The organism is Mangrovimonas sp. sgz306409, assembly GCF_059735265.1.
On record NZ_JCAPEU010000005.1, the window covers coordinates 273,683 to 288,162 of the forward strand.

At 38.1% G+C, this 14,480-nt stretch carries 16 protein-coding genes; 7 read left to right on the forward strand and 9 right to left on the reverse strand.

Going from position 1 to position 14,480, the window contains the following annotated elements:
* Nucleotides 1–31: 31 nt before the first annotated feature.
* Together AC6I5C_RS10840 and AC6I5C_RS10845 are read left to right on the forward strand one after the other, a co-directional pair.
* A complete protein-coding gene (locus AC6I5C_RS10840) occupies nt 32–748 on the forward strand; it encodes an RDD family protein (protein ID WP_497905172.1) in 717 nt (238 codons plus the stop codon).
* Entirely contained in the window at nt 748–1,353 is a 606-nt protein-coding gene (locus AC6I5C_RS10845) for a trimeric intracellular cation channel family protein (RefSeq protein WP_053992321.1), read from the forward strand. The genes AC6I5C_RS10840 and AC6I5C_RS10845 overlap by 1 nt, the downstream gene beginning before the upstream one ends.
* A gap of 68 nt (nt 1,354–1,421) precedes the next feature.
* Here the strand turns inward: AC6I5C_RS10845 and AC6I5C_RS10850 are convergent, their stop codons facing one another.
* Together AC6I5C_RS10850 and AC6I5C_RS10855 are read right to left on the reverse strand one after the other, a co-directional pair.
* A complete protein-coding gene (locus AC6I5C_RS10850) occupies nt 1,422–3,584 on the reverse strand; it encodes a M3 family metallopeptidase (protein ID WP_497905173.1) in 2,163 nt (720 codons plus the stop codon).
* Between the two features lie 94 nt (nt 3,585–3,678).
* Nucleotides 3,679–4,413 carry a peptidylprolyl isomerase gene (locus AC6I5C_RS10855; RefSeq protein WP_053975428.1) on the reverse strand — a complete coding sequence of 245 codons (735 nt, stop codon included), beginning with the start codon at nt 4,411–4,413 and terminating at the stop codon, nt 3,679–3,681.
* 59 nt (nt 4,414–4,472) lie between these two features.
* On the opposite strand from AC6I5C_RS10855, the gene AC6I5C_RS10860 reads away from it, so the two are divergent.
* Nucleotides 4,473–5,114, forward strand: a complete 642-nt coding sequence (locus tag AC6I5C_RS10860) for an NUDIX hydrolase (RefSeq protein ID WP_497905174.1) — start codon at nt 4,473–4,475, stop codon at nt 5,112–5,114.
* Nucleotides 5,115–5,159: 45 nt separating this feature from the next.
* A complete protein-coding gene (locus AC6I5C_RS10865; RefSeq protein ID WP_497905175.1) occupies nt 5,160–5,957 on the forward strand; it encodes a lysophospholipid acyltransferase family protein in 798 nt (265 codons plus the stop codon).
* 11 nt (nt 5,958–5,968) lie between these two features.
* Here the strand turns inward: AC6I5C_RS10865 and AC6I5C_RS10870 are convergent, their stop codons facing one another.
* The 4 genes from AC6I5C_RS10870 to AC6I5C_RS10885 all read right to left on the reverse strand — a co-directional run bounded on the left by AC6I5C_RS10870 (nt 5,969) and on the right by AC6I5C_RS10885 (nt 9,116).
* On the reverse strand, nt 5,969–6,610 hold the full coding sequence (locus AC6I5C_RS10870) for a DUF8845 family protein (protein WP_497905176.1): 642 nt from the start codon (nt 6,608–6,610) through the stop codon (nt 5,969–5,971).
* A 3-nt stretch (nt 6,611–6,613) separates the two neighbouring features.
* On the reverse strand, nt 6,614–7,108 hold the full coding sequence (locus AC6I5C_RS10875; protein ID WP_076661950.1) for an RNA polymerase sigma factor: 495 nt from the start codon (nt 7,106–7,108) through the stop codon (nt 6,614–6,616).
* Nucleotides 7,109–7,241: 133 nt separating this feature from the next.
* Nucleotides 7,242–7,940, reverse strand: coding sequence for a lysoplasmalogenase (locus AC6I5C_RS10880; RefSeq protein WP_497905177.1), 699 nt, complete (start codon nt 7,938–7,940; stop codon nt 7,242–7,244).
* 108 nt (nt 7,941–8,048) lie between these two features.
* Nucleotides 8,049–9,116, reverse strand: a complete 1,068-nt coding sequence (locus tag AC6I5C_RS10885) for a BamA/TamA family outer membrane protein (protein WP_497905178.1) — start codon at nt 9,114–9,116, stop codon at nt 8,049–8,051.
* Between the two features lie 175 nt (nt 9,117–9,291).
* Here AC6I5C_RS10885 and AC6I5C_RS10890 point away from each other — a divergent pair, with 175 nt between their 5' ends.
* The gene (locus tag AC6I5C_RS10890; protein ID WP_497905179.1) at nt 9,292–10,413 is read left to right on the forward strand and encodes a C1 family peptidase; all 1,122 of its coding nucleotides are present in this window, start codon (nt 9,292–9,294) and stop codon (nt 10,411–10,413) included.
* Nucleotides 10,414–10,457: 44 nt separating this feature from the next.
* Here AC6I5C_RS10890 and AC6I5C_RS10895 read toward each other — a convergent pair whose 3' ends face one another.
* Nucleotides 10,458–11,687 (reverse strand): LamG domain-containing protein, encoded by a 1,230-nt coding sequence (locus AC6I5C_RS10895; protein ID WP_497905180.1) that lies wholly within the window; start codon nt 11,685–11,687, stop codon nt 10,458–10,460.
* A 158-nt stretch (nt 11,688–11,845) separates the two neighbouring features.
* On the reverse strand, nt 11,846–12,529 hold the full coding sequence (locus AC6I5C_RS10900) for an SIR2 family NAD-dependent protein deacylase (protein ID WP_497905181.1): 684 nt from the start codon (nt 12,527–12,529) through the stop codon (nt 11,846–11,848).
* 36 nt (nt 12,530–12,565) lie between these two features.
* Between AC6I5C_RS10900 and AC6I5C_RS10905 the strand changes: the two genes are divergently transcribed.
* Together AC6I5C_RS10905 and AC6I5C_RS10910 are read left to right on the forward strand one after the other, a co-directional pair.
* Complete coding sequence (locus AC6I5C_RS10905; protein WP_497905182.1) at nt 12,566–13,231, forward strand: TrmH family RNA methyltransferase; 666 nt, start codon at nt 12,566–12,568, stop codon at nt 13,229–13,231.
* Nucleotides 13,232–13,260: 29 nt separating this feature from the next.
* Nucleotides 13,261–13,635 carry a VOC family protein gene (locus tag AC6I5C_RS10910; RefSeq protein ID WP_497905183.1) on the forward strand — a complete coding sequence of 125 codons (375 nt, stop codon included), beginning with the start codon at nt 13,261–13,263 and terminating at the stop codon, nt 13,633–13,635.
* Nucleotides 13,636–13,673: 38 nt separating this feature from the next.
* Here the strand turns inward: AC6I5C_RS10910 and AC6I5C_RS10915 are convergent, their stop codons facing one another.
* Entirely contained in the window at nt 13,674–14,456 is a 783-nt protein-coding gene (locus tag AC6I5C_RS10915; RefSeq protein WP_053975417.1) for a carboxypeptidase-like regulatory domain-containing protein, read from the reverse strand.
* Between the last annotated feature and the right edge of the window lie 24 nt (nt 14,457–14,480).

Below are 14,480 nucleotides of genomic sequence, written 5' to 3' on the forward strand. Positions count from 1 at the left end.
AGTAGCTATTTGCTTTCAAAGAAAAGAAAATATGGAAAAATTTCAAATAGAAACTGCGCAAAATGTAGGCATCCATCAAAATGTTGCCGGTATTGGAGATAGGATATTGGCATATTTGTTGGACTCTTTGGTTGTAGGGTGTTATTTAATCTTGTCGTTCATGCTTTTGGGGGCTTTGGATTTGGGCATGGGAGATCAATGGGCGTTGTATTTGTTGATTACGCTACCTACTTTTTTGTATTATTTATTGTTGGAAGCTTTTTGGAATGGGCAAACCATTGGGAAGTCTGCATTAAAAATTAGAGTGGTAAAATTGGATGGGTCTAAGCCAACTTTTGCCAATTATTTTGTGAGGTGGATTTTAAGAATTATTGATGTAAGTCTTTCGAGTGGTGGTGTGGCGATATTAACCATTTTATTCAAAGGAAATGGGCAGCGTTTAGGTGATATGGCGGCGGGAACTACAGTAATAAGTGAAAAGGATATGGTTTCTGTAAATGATATGGTTCTAAAGGATTTGCCTACTGATTATGTGCCTACATATACCCAGGTAACCTTGTTTAAGGATAGCGATATGCAAACCATAAAAGGCTTATATCAAGACGCCAAGAGAAATGGGCAGCACAATGTTATTGTGATGTTGCATGACCAAATTGTTAAAGTGATTGGCATTGAGCCCAAAGAAAAGCCAATAGATTTTGTGGATACTGTGATTAAGGACTACAATTACTACACACAACAGATGTAATGTTTTTTCAAATCATTGATATACTAGGAACCATTGCTTTTGCCATCTCAGGGGTTTTGGTGGCACTGAGCAAAAAGATGGATCCTTTTGGGGTTTTTATCATTGCCTTTGTAACGGCGGTAGGAGGAGGCACCCTTCGGGATGTGTTGATTGGACAAACACCGGTTGCTTGGATGACCAATATGACCTATGTCTATGTTATTTTTGGAGCCACTTTATTTGCTGTCTTGTTCAAAAGTAAACTCAACTATCTAAGAACTTCTTTGCTGTTGTTCGATACCATTGGGATTGGTCTTTACACGGTTGTTGGCATTGAGAAGGGATTAGTAGCTTCTCTACATCCTTTAATATGTATTGCTTTAGGAACAATGACCGCTTGTTTTGGAGGGGTGATTCGTGATATTCTGTGTAATGAGATTCCTGTCATTTTTAGAAAAGAAATCTATGCTACGGCCTGTATTTTGGGAGGAAGTACCTATTTTGTGTTAAGGGAACTGCCTATTGCTGAGAATTTCATTTTTGTTATTGCAGCAGTAGTGGTCATTGTCATCAGGCTTTTGGCTGTTAGGTTTAAGATTAGTTTACCGAGTTTATATAGAGAATAAACTCAATTATTAACATAAAAAAACCACGCTTCTAGCGTGGTTTTCTTTTTCTATAATGAAGTTTTTACTTATTGAACTGGAAATCCGCGGTCTCTCATCAATGCTTCAATTTTGGCATCACGACCTCTAAATAAGCGATAAGCTTCAGCTGGGTCCATGGCGTTTCTTGGAGCGAATAAGTATTTTACCAATTTAGCGGCAACTTCTTTATCGTAGAATCCTCCTGGAGCTTCAGCAAAGGCTTCAGAAGCATCACTTGTCAATACATCGGCCCACATATATCCGTAGTATGCGGTGGCATATCCTTCACCAGAAAATACGTGTCCAAATTGAGGTGTTCTGTGACGCATTGGCAATTCCTTAGGCATGTTCAATTCTGCTAAAGTTTCACGCTCAAATTTGTCGATATCGATGTTTGTTGGATCTGCCAAGTGCAATTTCATGTCGATTAACGCAGATGCCAAATATTCTGTAGTTGCAAATCCTTGGTTGAAGGTAGCAGCTTTTTTGATTTTAGCTACCAATTCAGCAGGAATAGGCTCTCCTGTTTTGTAGTGCACCAAAAATTGATTGATTACATTATCTGTAGATAACCAACGCTCTAATAATTGTGATTGGAATTCAGTATAATCTCTAACACCACTGTTTAAAGTAGGGTATTTTACATTAGCAGAGTAGAAGTGTAGTGCGTGACCAAATTCGTGGAAGAACGTGTTGGCGTCATCCCAAGATACCAATACAGCTTCACCTGGAGCAGGTTTTACAAAGTTAGAGTTATTAGAAGCCAATACCGTTTTCTCTCCTTCAAAAGACGTATAGCTTCTATAGGTAGTAGCCCAAGCACCTGAACGTTTTCCTTCACGGGCATAAGGATCCAAGTACCAAAGTCCTACTAATTTTCCTGAATCTTTATCGGTTACTTCCCAAACTTTTACATCTTCGTGGAATACAGGTACGCTTCCTTCCTTAACAGGTGTAAATTCATAGTTGAACAATTCTCCCGCAACATAGAATAATGCTTGAGTTAATTTATCCAATTGCAAGTATTGTTTTACTTCGTCACTGTCTAAGTCATATTTCTTCTGACGTACTTTTTCTGCGTAGTATCTGTAATCCCATGGCTCGATTGTAATGTTATCTCCATTAGCATCGGCAATAGCTTGCATGTCTGCAACTTCTTCTGCAACTCTACCAATAGCCGCTGGCCAAACAGCCATCATTAAATCCATTGCATTTTCTGGATTTTTAGCCATACGGTCTTGTAAACGCCATTGCGCATAGTTGTCGTAACCCATTAATCCAACACGCTCTTTACGAAGCTTCAAGATTTGGGCAATCAAAGCGTTGTTATCATACTCATCGCCGTTGTCTCCTCTAGCGTAGTAGTTGGTCCAAACCTGCTTGCGTAATTCGCGCTCGGTAGAATAGGTAAGGAACGGATCCATTGAAGAACGGGTGTTAGTAATAGCATATTCACCTTCGTGACCTTTATCGGCAGCAATTTTAGCTGCAGATTTGATAAACCCTTCGGAAAGCCCTCCTAATTGCTCTTTGTTAAGGTAGGTTACATAGTTTTCTTCGTCATGTAATAAGTTATCTGAAAACTTGTTGTAAAGACTTGATAATTCTTTATCGATTTCAGCATAACGGGCTTTTTTCTCAGCATCAAGATTCGCTCCGTTCATTTCAAAACTCTTATAAGTCAAGTCAACTACACGTTGTTGATCTGCTTCCAAAGGCGTGGTTTGAGACGCATCGTAAACTGTTTTGATACGTTGGAACAACTTTTCGTTTTGTGAAATCTTAGAACCGTACTCAGATAATTTAGGCGCCAATTCAGCTTGAATGGTTCTAAACTCTGGAGTTGATACGTTACTACTCATAATGCCGTAATAAGCATATACACGATCCAAGGTTTTTCCAGAGCTTTCCATAGCTACAATGGTGTTTTCAAAGGTAGCAGGTTCTGGATTGTTGGCAATTTTTTCAATTTCTAGAAGGTGCGATTCCATAGCCGTTTCCATGGCTTGTTTGATATCGGTTACCTTCATTTTATCAAAGGCAGGAACCCCTCCGTAAGGTCCTGTCCATTCTTGTAGCAAAATGTTTTCGGTATTGTCTGCCATAGCAATGTCTTCTGTTTGGTTAGGGACATCTTTGCATGAAGTAAATGCAACTAAAGCACATAATCCAAAGGCTTGGATGTGTTTAGCGATATTTTTTTGTTTCATTTAGAATTAGTTTTTATTAACGGCCTCGAAGGTATTAAATCTCAGTTAAATTTTGCGTGAATTTTTCGTTAAAACCTTAGCTTGTAGTTAGGTTTTAGTCGATAATTTCTACTTTTCTTATATAAATGTTATGAAGGGGCCATTCTGCCTTGTCCGTTTTTTGGGCCGCAATTTTATCCACCACATCCATACCCTTGATTACTTTTCCAAAGGCTGTGTAGGCGCCATCTAAATGGTGAGCACCACCTTGTTTTTGGACAATGAAAAATTCATAAGGGGAAGCTAATTTATAGGCGTTTTCAATTTCACTACTTGGCATGCTTACAATGCCTCTGTCATGTTTAAAACCTTTTTTTGTATCTGGTGGTAATAGGTATTTGCCAATTTTACTTCTTTTTTTTGTGATCTCGTAATCATCGGAACTACCGCCTTGAATGATGAAATTGTTAACCACTCTATAAAATTGGGTATTATCGAAATAATGCTGCTTGGTGAGGTATATAAAATTGGCACGGTGAAATTTTGTTTCGTCAAACAGTAAAATATCAATTTCACCAAAGTCGGTTGTGATACGCACTTTGTTTTCCTTGTTGTGTTTTTCGTACTCCAAAAAGAATTCCATCACGGTGTCATCTGTAAGTCGTGGGAATTTTCGTTTTGGCGTAGTAATAGTGTCCTTTTCTTTAGGTTGTATCTGGGGTACGGTAGTGGAATCTACCTTGGAAGTTGTGTTTTTTTTCTTGGATTGCGTACCTTCACAGTTTGTTAGAACACAAAAGGTGAGAAATAAAAGAAAGGGTGTTTTTAGAGTCTTAATAATGTTGGACATCTGTATCTATTTAGGGATTTGTTAATTTCCTGAGTGATTGGGCAATTAAAAATGGGGTTATGGAATTTGATGCATTCACTAAATTGGTTTCAAAAATAAAAAATCTGCCACTTCCAGGAGAAGCCTCGCAGATTAAAATGTCTCCGCCTTTTCGTTTGGAATTAATGAAACAGCAGGAGCAGGCCATAAGACATTCCAAAAACGCAGGGGTTATGGCCTTGTTTTACCCCGATGAAAAATTATACACGAAATTGGTGTTGATTCTCCGGAAAACCTACAAAGGAGTGCACTCTGCCCAAGTTGGATTTCCTGGTGGCCGCTATGAACACAAGGATCAAAATTTAGAGGAAACGGCCTTAAGGGAAACCCATGAAGAAATAGGGGTGCCCATGACAGACATTGATATTGTAAAACCATTGACCCGCTTATATATTCCGCCTAGCAACTTTACCGTATACCCATTTTTGGGGGTTACCAACAAAACCCCAAGTTTTATCAAGCAGGAAGATGAAGTAGAAGACCTAATTGAAGTTCCTTTTGGACACTTTGTTGATGAAGGCAGTTTAACCAGTGCTTTTGTGAATACTTCTTACAAAAAGAATGTTGAAGTTCCGGCGTTTAAATTGAATAATCACATTGTTTGGGGGGCTACAGCTATGATGCTTAGTGAGTTAAAAGACTTGTTAAAACAGGCAACTTAAAATTATAGAATTGTTACTTTTGTAGCTTCGTAAAAATTAAAGGGTATGGGATTGTTTAAGAAAAATCCTTTTGGACATGTATTGTTTATAAAGAAATGGTTAATCCGTGTGTTGGGTGTTATTACCCACAGACGTTTTAGAGGTTTTAACGAACTTCAGATTGAAGGCTCTGAGGTTATCAAGAATCTTCCGGACAAAAATGTCCTTTTCATTTCCAATCATCAAACCTACTTTGCGGATGTCGTGGCCATGTTCCATGTATTCAACGCTAGTTTAAGTGGAAGAATAGATTCCATCAAAAATGTGGGGTACCTGTGGCATCCAAAATTAAACTTGTACTACGTTGCGGCGAAAGAGACCATGAAAGATGGTTTATTGCCTAAGATTTTGTCCTACGTAGGATCTGTGAGTATTGAGCGTACTTGGAGAGCCGAAGGGAAGGATGTAAACCGTCAAGTGAAAATGAGCGATATTTCCAATATTGGAAAAGCTCTGGATGATGGTTGGGTAATTACCTTCCCACAAGGAACCACCACGCCTTTTAAACCTATTAGAAAAGGAACGGCTCACATCATTAAAAAGTACAGACCAGTGGTTGTGCCTATTGTGATTGACGGGTTTAGACGTTCTTTCGACAAAAAAGGACTTCGTGTAAAGAAGAAAAACGTACTGCAATCTTTCGAAATTAAACAGCCTTTAGAGATTGATTACGACAATGATTCTGTTGCAGATATTGTTGAGAAAATAGAATATGCCATAGAGCAACATCCTTCTTTTTTAAAGGTGATTTCCCAAAAGGAACTTATGGAATTGGAGGAGCTCAACAAACAGCGTGAGTGGTAAGCTAGCTGTTTTTATATTTCCAATTTTTTAAGTTCATGGTAATTTCTGTTGAGTTTTTTGAGTAAAATCCCATAGACTAGCCAATAGAAGCCTAAAAGAATCAAGATTACCAAACCGAATACTACAGTAAAGGTTAGGATAACTTTGGCATAGAACATTAAAAGATGACCATTTGCAGAGGCTTCCTGAACCTTGGCAATTAAATCTTGGTTTTGGTCAAATTCAATAAACAGCACTGCCAAGCTTGAAAATACCATGTAAAACAAGTTGAAGGCTACATATTGCTTCACGGTTCTTCTAGTCTTTAGGATGTTTTCCATGAGTTGTTTGGCACTATCTGTAACCGATATTTTTCGGTAGTTTCTGTAGAACAGAAAGAAGAAGTAAGCCAACACCACATACCCAATGACAGTTAAAGGAATTAGGAGGTAGCTGCCATCCAAACGGTCGAAGGATTTGAGGTTTTTGGAGTCTTTCAGCAAAAATGAAATACTTAGCCAGAACACAAATTCCAGCATACTTAGAATAAAGATCCATTTAACGATGGAAGAGGATTTTTTAAGAATCATCTTGTAAATATCGTTATAGGACAACTTGGGGTAACTGTCCCCACGTTTATTCCAATCTTTTTTTAATAATTCTAATTCATCCATTTGCTACGGATTTAAGATGGTTTTTAATTTCGTTTTCACGCGGTTCATTTTCACTCGAGCATTCACTTCTGATATCCCTAAGGTCTCACTGATTTCTTTATAGTTTTTGTCCTCAAGGAATAAAAATACCAAGGCCTTCTCAATGTCATTCAACTGGTAAACGGCATTGTACAAGAGTTTAAGTTGTTGTTCTTCGGTGTCGTCATACTCTTCCGATTTTATTTTGAACTGTACAGTGTCAAACTCCTGAGTGTCAATTCTACGTTTAGACTTCCGGTATAGGGTAATGGCTGTATTTAAGCCTACTCGGTACATCCAAGTACTAAACTTAGCATCTCCCCTAAATTTTGGATAGGCTTTCCATAGCTGTATGGTAATTTCCTGAAACAAATCATTGTGGGCATCTTGGTTGTTGGTATATAGCCTACACACCTTGTGCACAATGTTTTGGTGCTCTTCAAGTAATTTTACAAAACTATGTTCTAGTTCTTTATCCAAATTTTTAGTTGTTAGCTGACTATTTGTAGAGGTTGCAGAGAAGATGTTACACTTTAGGAGCGTTTTATGGTGTAAATTTTCAAATTTTTAACATAGGTGTTGTTTTTGCTTCTGAAAACTAACGAATTAAAAGTTAGGTTGTTTTTTGAAGAATTTCAACTTTGTCCCTTGATTTTAAAAGTCCCATCACGATGCAGTACTGAGCCAGAGCATAGGTGAACATAATGCTAATGTGGGAAAAGGGCAGGGGTTCGTGAAACTTGTCGATGGCCAAAATACTATCCGAAAGCATGAATAACAGAGCGCCAGAAAATATCAAATAATAGCTATTGCGCGTCCCTGTCTCCTTTCTAAGGTAGGCTGTTGTAACCATGGTTAGAATGACCAACATGTAAGTGATGACAGCCACCGTTAAATTTCCCAATCCTTCATAAATAGTAAATAACAATCCAACTGCAAAGAGGAGTAGAATTGCAATGAAGGGAAATGGTTTTTTTTCGGGATCTCTGTTTTTTAAAAACACGAAAGTGTACATCACGTGGGAGGCTAAGAAGGCCACTAAACCAAAGATGAAGTAAAGCTCGTCGCGTTGGGCATACATAAGTTCTATATCTCCCAAAAGTGAAAACAAAAGGGCGAACAAAGTCATTAATCGCAACGTTTTGTTGAGATGATTGCTTCGCGTCACAAAAAAAATGATCAAAGTGGTTAAGATGGCGGGTTTGCTTACATAGTGCAATGCATGTAGGCGTTCAGAATTTCCAAAAACCAATTCGGCCAGGACAATAATGAAGTAGATGAGGCTAAAGGACTTTTCTGTTTTGGTAAGCATTAATGTGTTGTATTCGTTTAGGCGTAACCTAGTTAAAGGTTTCCTTAAAGGTATTGTTTTTAATTGTAACAAAAAACGCTATCCGGTAATTTAAGAGCAGTAAAATTGTTAAAATGCCTCACCAATTCTGAAATAGATTCCCCAATCGTCCTTCCCTACGGCGGCATCCAGCCCTACATTAAATTTCATGGATTTAAAGGCTTGGTAGCGATACCCGACGCCAGCCCCTGGATACATTTTCCAATCAAAACTAGAGGTGTCAGACCCGTAAATAGTGGCTAGGCCAGCAAAGCCAACAAGGCCCATTTTTCTATGGAAATTCCATCTGTATTCACTCTGTACAGCAATCAAGCCATCGCCGCGATATTTCCCTTCAGAATATCCTCGGATATCTTTTCCACCAACGGTAACCTGTTGTTCAAAAGGAATGCTGCCAAGACCAAATTGTCCCGAATAACGGGCAGCCAACACATCTTTATCTTTTCTAAATGGGAAGTAATGGTTGTGCGAAGTTAAAATGCGGTTGGCCCTTTCATCATTGCCCATCCATAAAGGGTACATTTTTAAGCGGAGTTTGGTTTGGTAACCATTCATGGGATAGTAAATGTTACTTCTCTTGTCTATCATAAAGTTAATTTCAAGGCCTTGTGAAGTGGTGGTTGTTGCGGGCTGTAAATTGTAAAAATCTGTTTCGTAATGAGAGTAAGTATAGGCAAGCCCACCGTATAAATGCTCCACAATTTTCCTTTTAATTCCTACATTTATAATAGTGGTATTTGTGGCATAATCATAAAACCCAGGTTCGTCAATATCACCGGCATAGAATTGAGAAAGGTGATCTCCTGTAACGCCAAAAACTTGTAACCTCCAGGAATCTTCTTTAAAGTACATTTGGGAGAAAACCGCAATAAAGTAGGATTTATTGGTAGTATACACCCCAGCTAGTCCTACCATGGATCTGGGAGATTTTAAATCATTTCTGTTCATCCGGAACATGTACATCGGGGTGACCCCAAACATAAATTTAAGATTCCTATTGTAACTTACATAGGGCATAACCGTAAACTCGTGCGGTTTTTGGACTATGGAATCTTTGGTTTCAGAAGAGGTGTCCTGCTGCGCCCAATTAGGGGTAATACACAAAAGAAAGATTAATAGAAAGAAGTGGTTTTTCATAATTGGAATAGTTGTATTTAAATATACAAATATTTCCGATAGTTCTTACAATGAGTAAGTTATGTTTTGCGGCTTAAGATTTTGAAGGAATCATGGAGTCATGTCTTATGAGAATTGCTAAAGAGAACTTTTCCATTTTTATTATTTTAGCGGCCTAGAATTAAAAATGTTAAGAATGAACCTTAAAAAGCCCTTCTTCTATGTTATGCTAATGGCAACTTCAACCATTGCATTTTCTCAATCCTACCAATTTAAATCTCTTATAGATCTTGAAACTACCGAGGTTATCAGTCAAGGGAACACCGGAACTTGTTGGAGTTTTTCTACCTCTTCTTTTTTGGAAAGTGAAATTATGCGCCTTTCAGGAAAACATATTGATTTATCTGAAATGTATAATGTGAGGCAGACCTACCCTAGAAAGGCGTGGAATTATGTGATGCGCCAAGGGATGGCACAATTTAGTGAAGGTGGTTTGGCTCATGATGTTGTCAATAGTATCTCACAATTTGGAGTGGTTCCCAATGAGGTGTATACAGGATTGCAAGAAACTGAAAAAACGCATGATCATTCTGAAATTGTAGGTGATTTAAAACCTATTTTGGATGCTTATATTAAAAATCCAACAGCCTATAAAGGGGATTGGAAAATGGATGTTGAAGCCAAATTGGATGCAGCATTGGGAAAACAAATTGAAACCTTTATCTATGAAGGTGAGACTTATACACCTCAATCATTTTTGGAAATGACAGGGTTGCAATTTCAGGATTATGTGAGCATTACTTCGTTTACACATCATCCTTATAACAGCAATTTTATATTGGAGATTCCTGATAATTTCTCAAATGGAAGCTATTATAATGTAGCTTTGGATGAATTGGTGCAGATTACAAATGAAGCCCTAAAAGCTGGGTTTTCCATTGAATTGGATTGCGATGTTACCGAAACTACATTTTCTTCTAAATATGGTCTTGCGGTAATACCTGAAGATAGAAACATAGGGGAGGCAGCATTGAAAGCGATTACAAAAGAAAAGGAGATAACTTCAGAATTTCGCCAACAGGAATTTGAAAATTTTAATACCACCGATGATCATTTAATGCATATTGTAGGCATGGTTGAAGATCAAAATGGTACTATTTATTACAAAGTGAAAAATTCTTGGGGGAAGCACACAAAAAAGGTGCCTAACGATGGATTCATATACATGAGCGAAGCTTACTTTAAATTGAAAACTATTTCCATTATGGTGCATAAGGATGCCTTGCAACCCTCTGTAAAAAACAACTTGAATTTATAATCTGAAAGAAAAGGCGACCAAACAATGGTCGCCTTTTTTATGTGTTACTGTTTTACAATGGTAAGAATACCCGAATCTCCCGTATTGGTTATAATATGAAGGAAATACAATCCAGGAATTTGGTCTATATCCATATCAATTTTATCAATATCCTTAAAATTGTCTTCCGAAAGGACATGGCCTTCTATATTGGTAAGTTTTGTTTGAACTTCTGTAAATGAAGTGCCCAAATCGATTGACACACCTCTTTCAAGCTCATTTTTTGAAAATGCAATAGTGTTGGTAAAAGAACTCTCAAATGTTTCCAGAGACGAAATAGTAATACAATTTGATAACTCCATACAGCCTTCGGCGTTGGTGACTTTTACGGCATATGAACCAATAACTTTTGGGCTAAAGGATTGGGATGTGGCTCCGTTTATTTCTTTATTGTGGTCAGAACAATCAATCCATTGGTAATTGGCACTTTGCAAATTTGCTGTGAGTGTAGAGCCTTCAGCACTAACAAAAGTGTCTAAATCTGTTTGAGAAATTGGGCTTCCTTCTGTCCAGTTGGAGTTGGTCCCTGATAATTTAAAATTTTTAAGTGCGGCATTGTAAGCATTTCCCGCATAGTCCATGACAATATTTTGGTCTTTATTGTTGCCATTTGGAATACCTTGGTTGAATTTATAATATAGTTCCAAATTGGGAGTTTGGCATATTTCGGTATTCATATTGTTTTTGATCTCCTCCTCAGTTCGTGCAATAGACCAAACCCTAACTTCGTCAAGTAAACCTTCAAAAGGACCAAGATTGTAATTGCTATAGCCTATTCTTACAGGCTTATCGGTGTGGGTGTCAACTTCTAAATCAAGATCTCCTTCTCCGTCCAAATTTCCGTCTACGTAAAGTTTAAATTGATTTTCTGATAAGTCAGGGTCATAGGTTGCGGCCACGTGATGCCATTTGTTGTCTGTGATGGTTGTTTTTCCATAAATACCACCGCCGCCAATTTCAACTCTTATGAAGCGGGCATTATTATTTATTTTAAAGGAAAATCGCTGTCCAATTCCTGAGATACCCATATCAACAATAAATCGCCAGGTATCACTAGGTTCCACTTTTATCCAAGCTTCAACGGTTCTGGCACCATCTGCTTCAATGCCTTTGTAGTCTGTTTGTATATAGTCGTCCACACCGTCAAAGTGCAGGGCGTTTTGAGCATTAGTATTGTAACTTAAGCCTATGAAAATAAAGAGTAATTGAATTTTTGTGCTTAAAAATTTTGTCATAATCATTAATCAGCTAGAAAGTTAAAATTAGGAAGCTTTTCAGTTTTAAAGCTGTGAAACCGTGTGGATTAACCTTAATTTAACCTCTAGGTGAACTTCTTTAAGTGTTGTGTATTAGGTGTTTGTAAGTTGAAAGTGTTGATTTTAATAAACTTGAATTAGAGTAATGAAAGTAAATTTTGTTTGAAAATTTCCATCCCTAGGGTAGCGCTTTCGGCAATTACGGTAATGTTTCTAGAGTTAGAAACAGCAGGTCTTGGGTCAATATAAAATGTGGGCGTGTTTTCGGGAGCATAGTGCATTAAACTAGCCGCAGGATAGACCTGTAATGAAGTGCCAATTATAAGCAGTATGTCTGCTGTGTCGCAAATGGAAATGGCAGGTTCTATCATGGGGACTGCTTCCCCAAACCATACAATATGTGGACGCATTTGGTATCCTCTTTGGCACTTATCTCCCATTACAATGTCGGTAGTGCAATTAACAATATCAGCATCGTCGTAGGTGCTTCGGGCTTTCAATAATTCCCCATGTAAATGAAGCACGTTGGTGCTGCCAGCGCGTTCATGAAGGTCGTCAACATTTTGGGTGATGATACTTACTTGATATTCTTTTTCCAATTCTGCCAAGGCAAAATGTGCGGCATTTGGGGATACTTCAAATAACTGTCGGCGTCTTTGGTTGTAAAAGTCCAAAACCAATTCGGGGTTGGCTCTAAAGCCTTCCGGAGAAGTCACTTCCATAACATCGTGCCCTTCCCAAAGGCCATCTGCGTCCCTAAAGGTTTTAATGCCGCTTTCGGCGCTCATTCCTGCTCCTGTGAGTACTACGAGGTGTTTCATGAGTCAAAATTACTATTTATAAATTATATTTGGCCTATGACAGATCTCAAACTTTTAGAATACCTAGAGAGCTATCTTACCGATAGCAGAAAACAACGATTTGAAGAAGTATTGGCCCAACGCACCAAACATTTTACGGTTGCTACAGAGGACGTTTTTCAGTTACATAATACTAGTGCAGTTATTAGAAGCTGTGACGTTTTTGGCATACAGGAAGTGCATATTGTAGAGGAACGAAATAGCAGACGTATTGATAGGGAAATTGCCATGGGAGCCCAAAAATGGGTAGATATAAATCGATATCATAGTGTAAAATCATGTGTAGCTGATTTAAAAAAGAAAGGCTATCAAATTGTGGCCACAACGCCGCATACCAACGACTGCGAATTGCATGAATTCGATTTCACTAAAAAGTCTTGTTTCTTCTTTGGAAGAGAGACCGAGGGCCTTTCTGAAGATGTCTTGAAGGAAGCTGATTGCTATTTAAAGATTCCTATGGTGGGCTTTACAGAAAGCTTGAATATCTCAGTTTCTGCAGCAATTATATTGCAGCATGTGACTTCAAAAATGAGATTGAGTGATTTGGACTGGAGACTTACCGAAGCAGAGATTTTAGAAAAGCGCATGGATTGGGTTAAAAAGTCCATTAAAAATTACGATAAAATTGTAGCCCATTATCATGAAAACGAGGAGAATTTGTAACTTTAAATGAAATTATAAATTCTCTGGCTATGGCACATAATATGGTTGGTTGGTTTGAAATTCCCGTGTCTGATATGGCTCGGGCCAAAAAATTCTATGAAATTGTTTTTCAAGTAGAAATTGCCCTTCATGATTTTGGAGGTTTGCAAATGGGGTGGTTTCCAGACAGAGGGGAAGTGCCAGGAGCACAGGGCACCTTGATCAAACAGGATTCTTATATTCCAAGTCAGGAGGGGACCCTGATTTATTTCATAAGTAAAAATGTGCAAAACGAATTGGATAGGATAGAGGAAGCTGGTGGACAGATTTACCAACCTAAAACCCAAATTTCACCGGAACACGGGTATATGGCAGCATTCATAGATTCGGAAGGGAATAGGATTGCCCTTCACTCTAGAGCATAAAAAAAGTCGAAACTTAGTTTCGACTTTTTCTTTAATATTTAAAACCTACTAGGTCTATTTCTGTTGAGTACTTTGTATTCTTCGTAACACTCACTGATAGCATCCAGAATTTGAAGATCATTGGCCGTTTCAATGAAGTCCTTGGAGTAGTTGCAGTGACTTACAATTTCATCCAAATCATAACGGTCAACCTGTAATAGAACTGTAAGCATTTCACGGTCAAACTTGGTGGCCAAAAGGTTTCGGATTTCATCATCCTCTTTCATTTGGCGCAGTTTTTTCATTTCATTAGGCTTTCTTCCAAAGGCATTATACAGGAAATCTGCAGGGTTAAAAATGGCTCCCAGCACTTTGTTTACGGCATTAGGAGAGTTGTTTCCGGCTTCATACCCTTTGTTGGACAATCCTGAAATACTGTAGCGGTAATTGGTTTTGATAGGTACCTGCTTTACGTCAACTTCCAGATATCCGGTAAGCCTTAATTGGTTTACTACAACTTCTTCCAATGCCAATGCGGACTCCGTCAATTCAATTTGAGTTTCCCCAAATTTAATCCAGTCGTTGGTAACCCTTACTTTAATGGATTTGTATCCAAGATATGAGAAATGCAGTGTGTCGTTAGCTTTGGCTTTGATTTCAAAAGCCCCTTTGTCATCCGTAGAGGTTCCAATAACCTGGTTAAGATTGACAATGTTTACCTTTTCCAAAGTTTCTCCTGTACTTGAACTTACTACAATACCTTTTACTCTGGTGTCATCTTCTTGAGAGACCACAGAGGTGGTTATAAAAAAAGTACATATTAGTAGAAGTAGGTATTTCATATCAATCTTTGTAAGGTATAAAAG

Bases quoted from the DNA above. Each gene is read 5' to 3' on its own strand.
- AC6I5C_RS10915 (WP_053975417.1), bottom strand. From the start codon at position 14,456: ATGAAATACCTACTTCTACTAATATGTACTTTTTTTATAACCACCTCT.
- AC6I5C_RS10865 (WP_497905175.1), top strand. From the start codon at position 5,160: ATGGGATTGTTTAAGAAAAATCCTTTTGGACATGTATTGTTTATAAAG.
- AC6I5C_RS10860 (WP_497905174.1), top strand. From the start codon at position 4,473: ATGGAATTTGATGCATTCACTAAATTGGTTTCAAAAATAAAAAATCTG.
- AC6I5C_RS10900 (WP_497905181.1), bottom strand. From the start codon at position 12,529: ATGAAACACCTCGTAGTACTCACAGGAGCAGGAATGAGCGCCGAAAGC.
- AC6I5C_RS10870 (WP_497905176.1), bottom strand. From the start codon at position 6,610: ATGGATGAATTAGAATTATTAAAAAAAGATTGGAATAAACGTGGGGAC.
- AC6I5C_RS10885 (WP_497905178.1), bottom strand. From the start codon at position 9,116: ATGAAAAACCACTTCTTTCTATTAATCTTTCTTTTGTGTATTACCCCT.
- AC6I5C_RS10880 (WP_497905177.1), bottom strand. From the start codon at position 7,940: ATGCTTACCAAAACAGAAAAGTCCTTTAGCCTCATCTACTTCATTATT.
- AC6I5C_RS10905 (WP_497905182.1), top strand. From the start codon at position 12,566: ATGACAGATCTCAAACTTTTAGAATACCTAGAGAGCTATCTTACCGAT.
- AC6I5C_RS10910 (WP_497905183.1), top strand. From the start codon at position 13,261: ATGGCACATAATATGGTTGGTTGGTTTGAAATTCCCGTGTCTGATATG.
- AC6I5C_RS10890 (WP_497905179.1), top strand. From the start codon at position 9,292: ATGAACCTTAAAAAGCCCTTCTTCTATGTTATGCTAATGGCAACTTCA.
- AC6I5C_RS10850 (WP_497905173.1), bottom strand. From the start codon at position 3,584: ATGAAACAAAAAAATATCGCTAAACACATCCAAGCCTTTGGATTATGT.
- AC6I5C_RS10855 (WP_053975428.1), bottom strand. From the start codon at position 4,413: ATGTCCAACATTATTAAGACTCTAAAAACACCCTTTCTTTTATTTCTC.
- AC6I5C_RS10840 (WP_497905172.1), top strand. From the start codon at position 32: ATGGAAAAATTTCAAATAGAAACTGCGCAAAATGTAGGCATCCATCAA.
- AC6I5C_RS10895 (WP_497905180.1), bottom strand. From the start codon at position 11,687: ATGACAAAATTTTTAAGCACAAAAATTCAATTACTCTTTATTTTCATA.
- AC6I5C_RS10845 (WP_053992321.1), top strand. From the start codon at position 748: ATGTTTTTTCAAATCATTGATATACTAGGAACCATTGCTTTTGCCATC.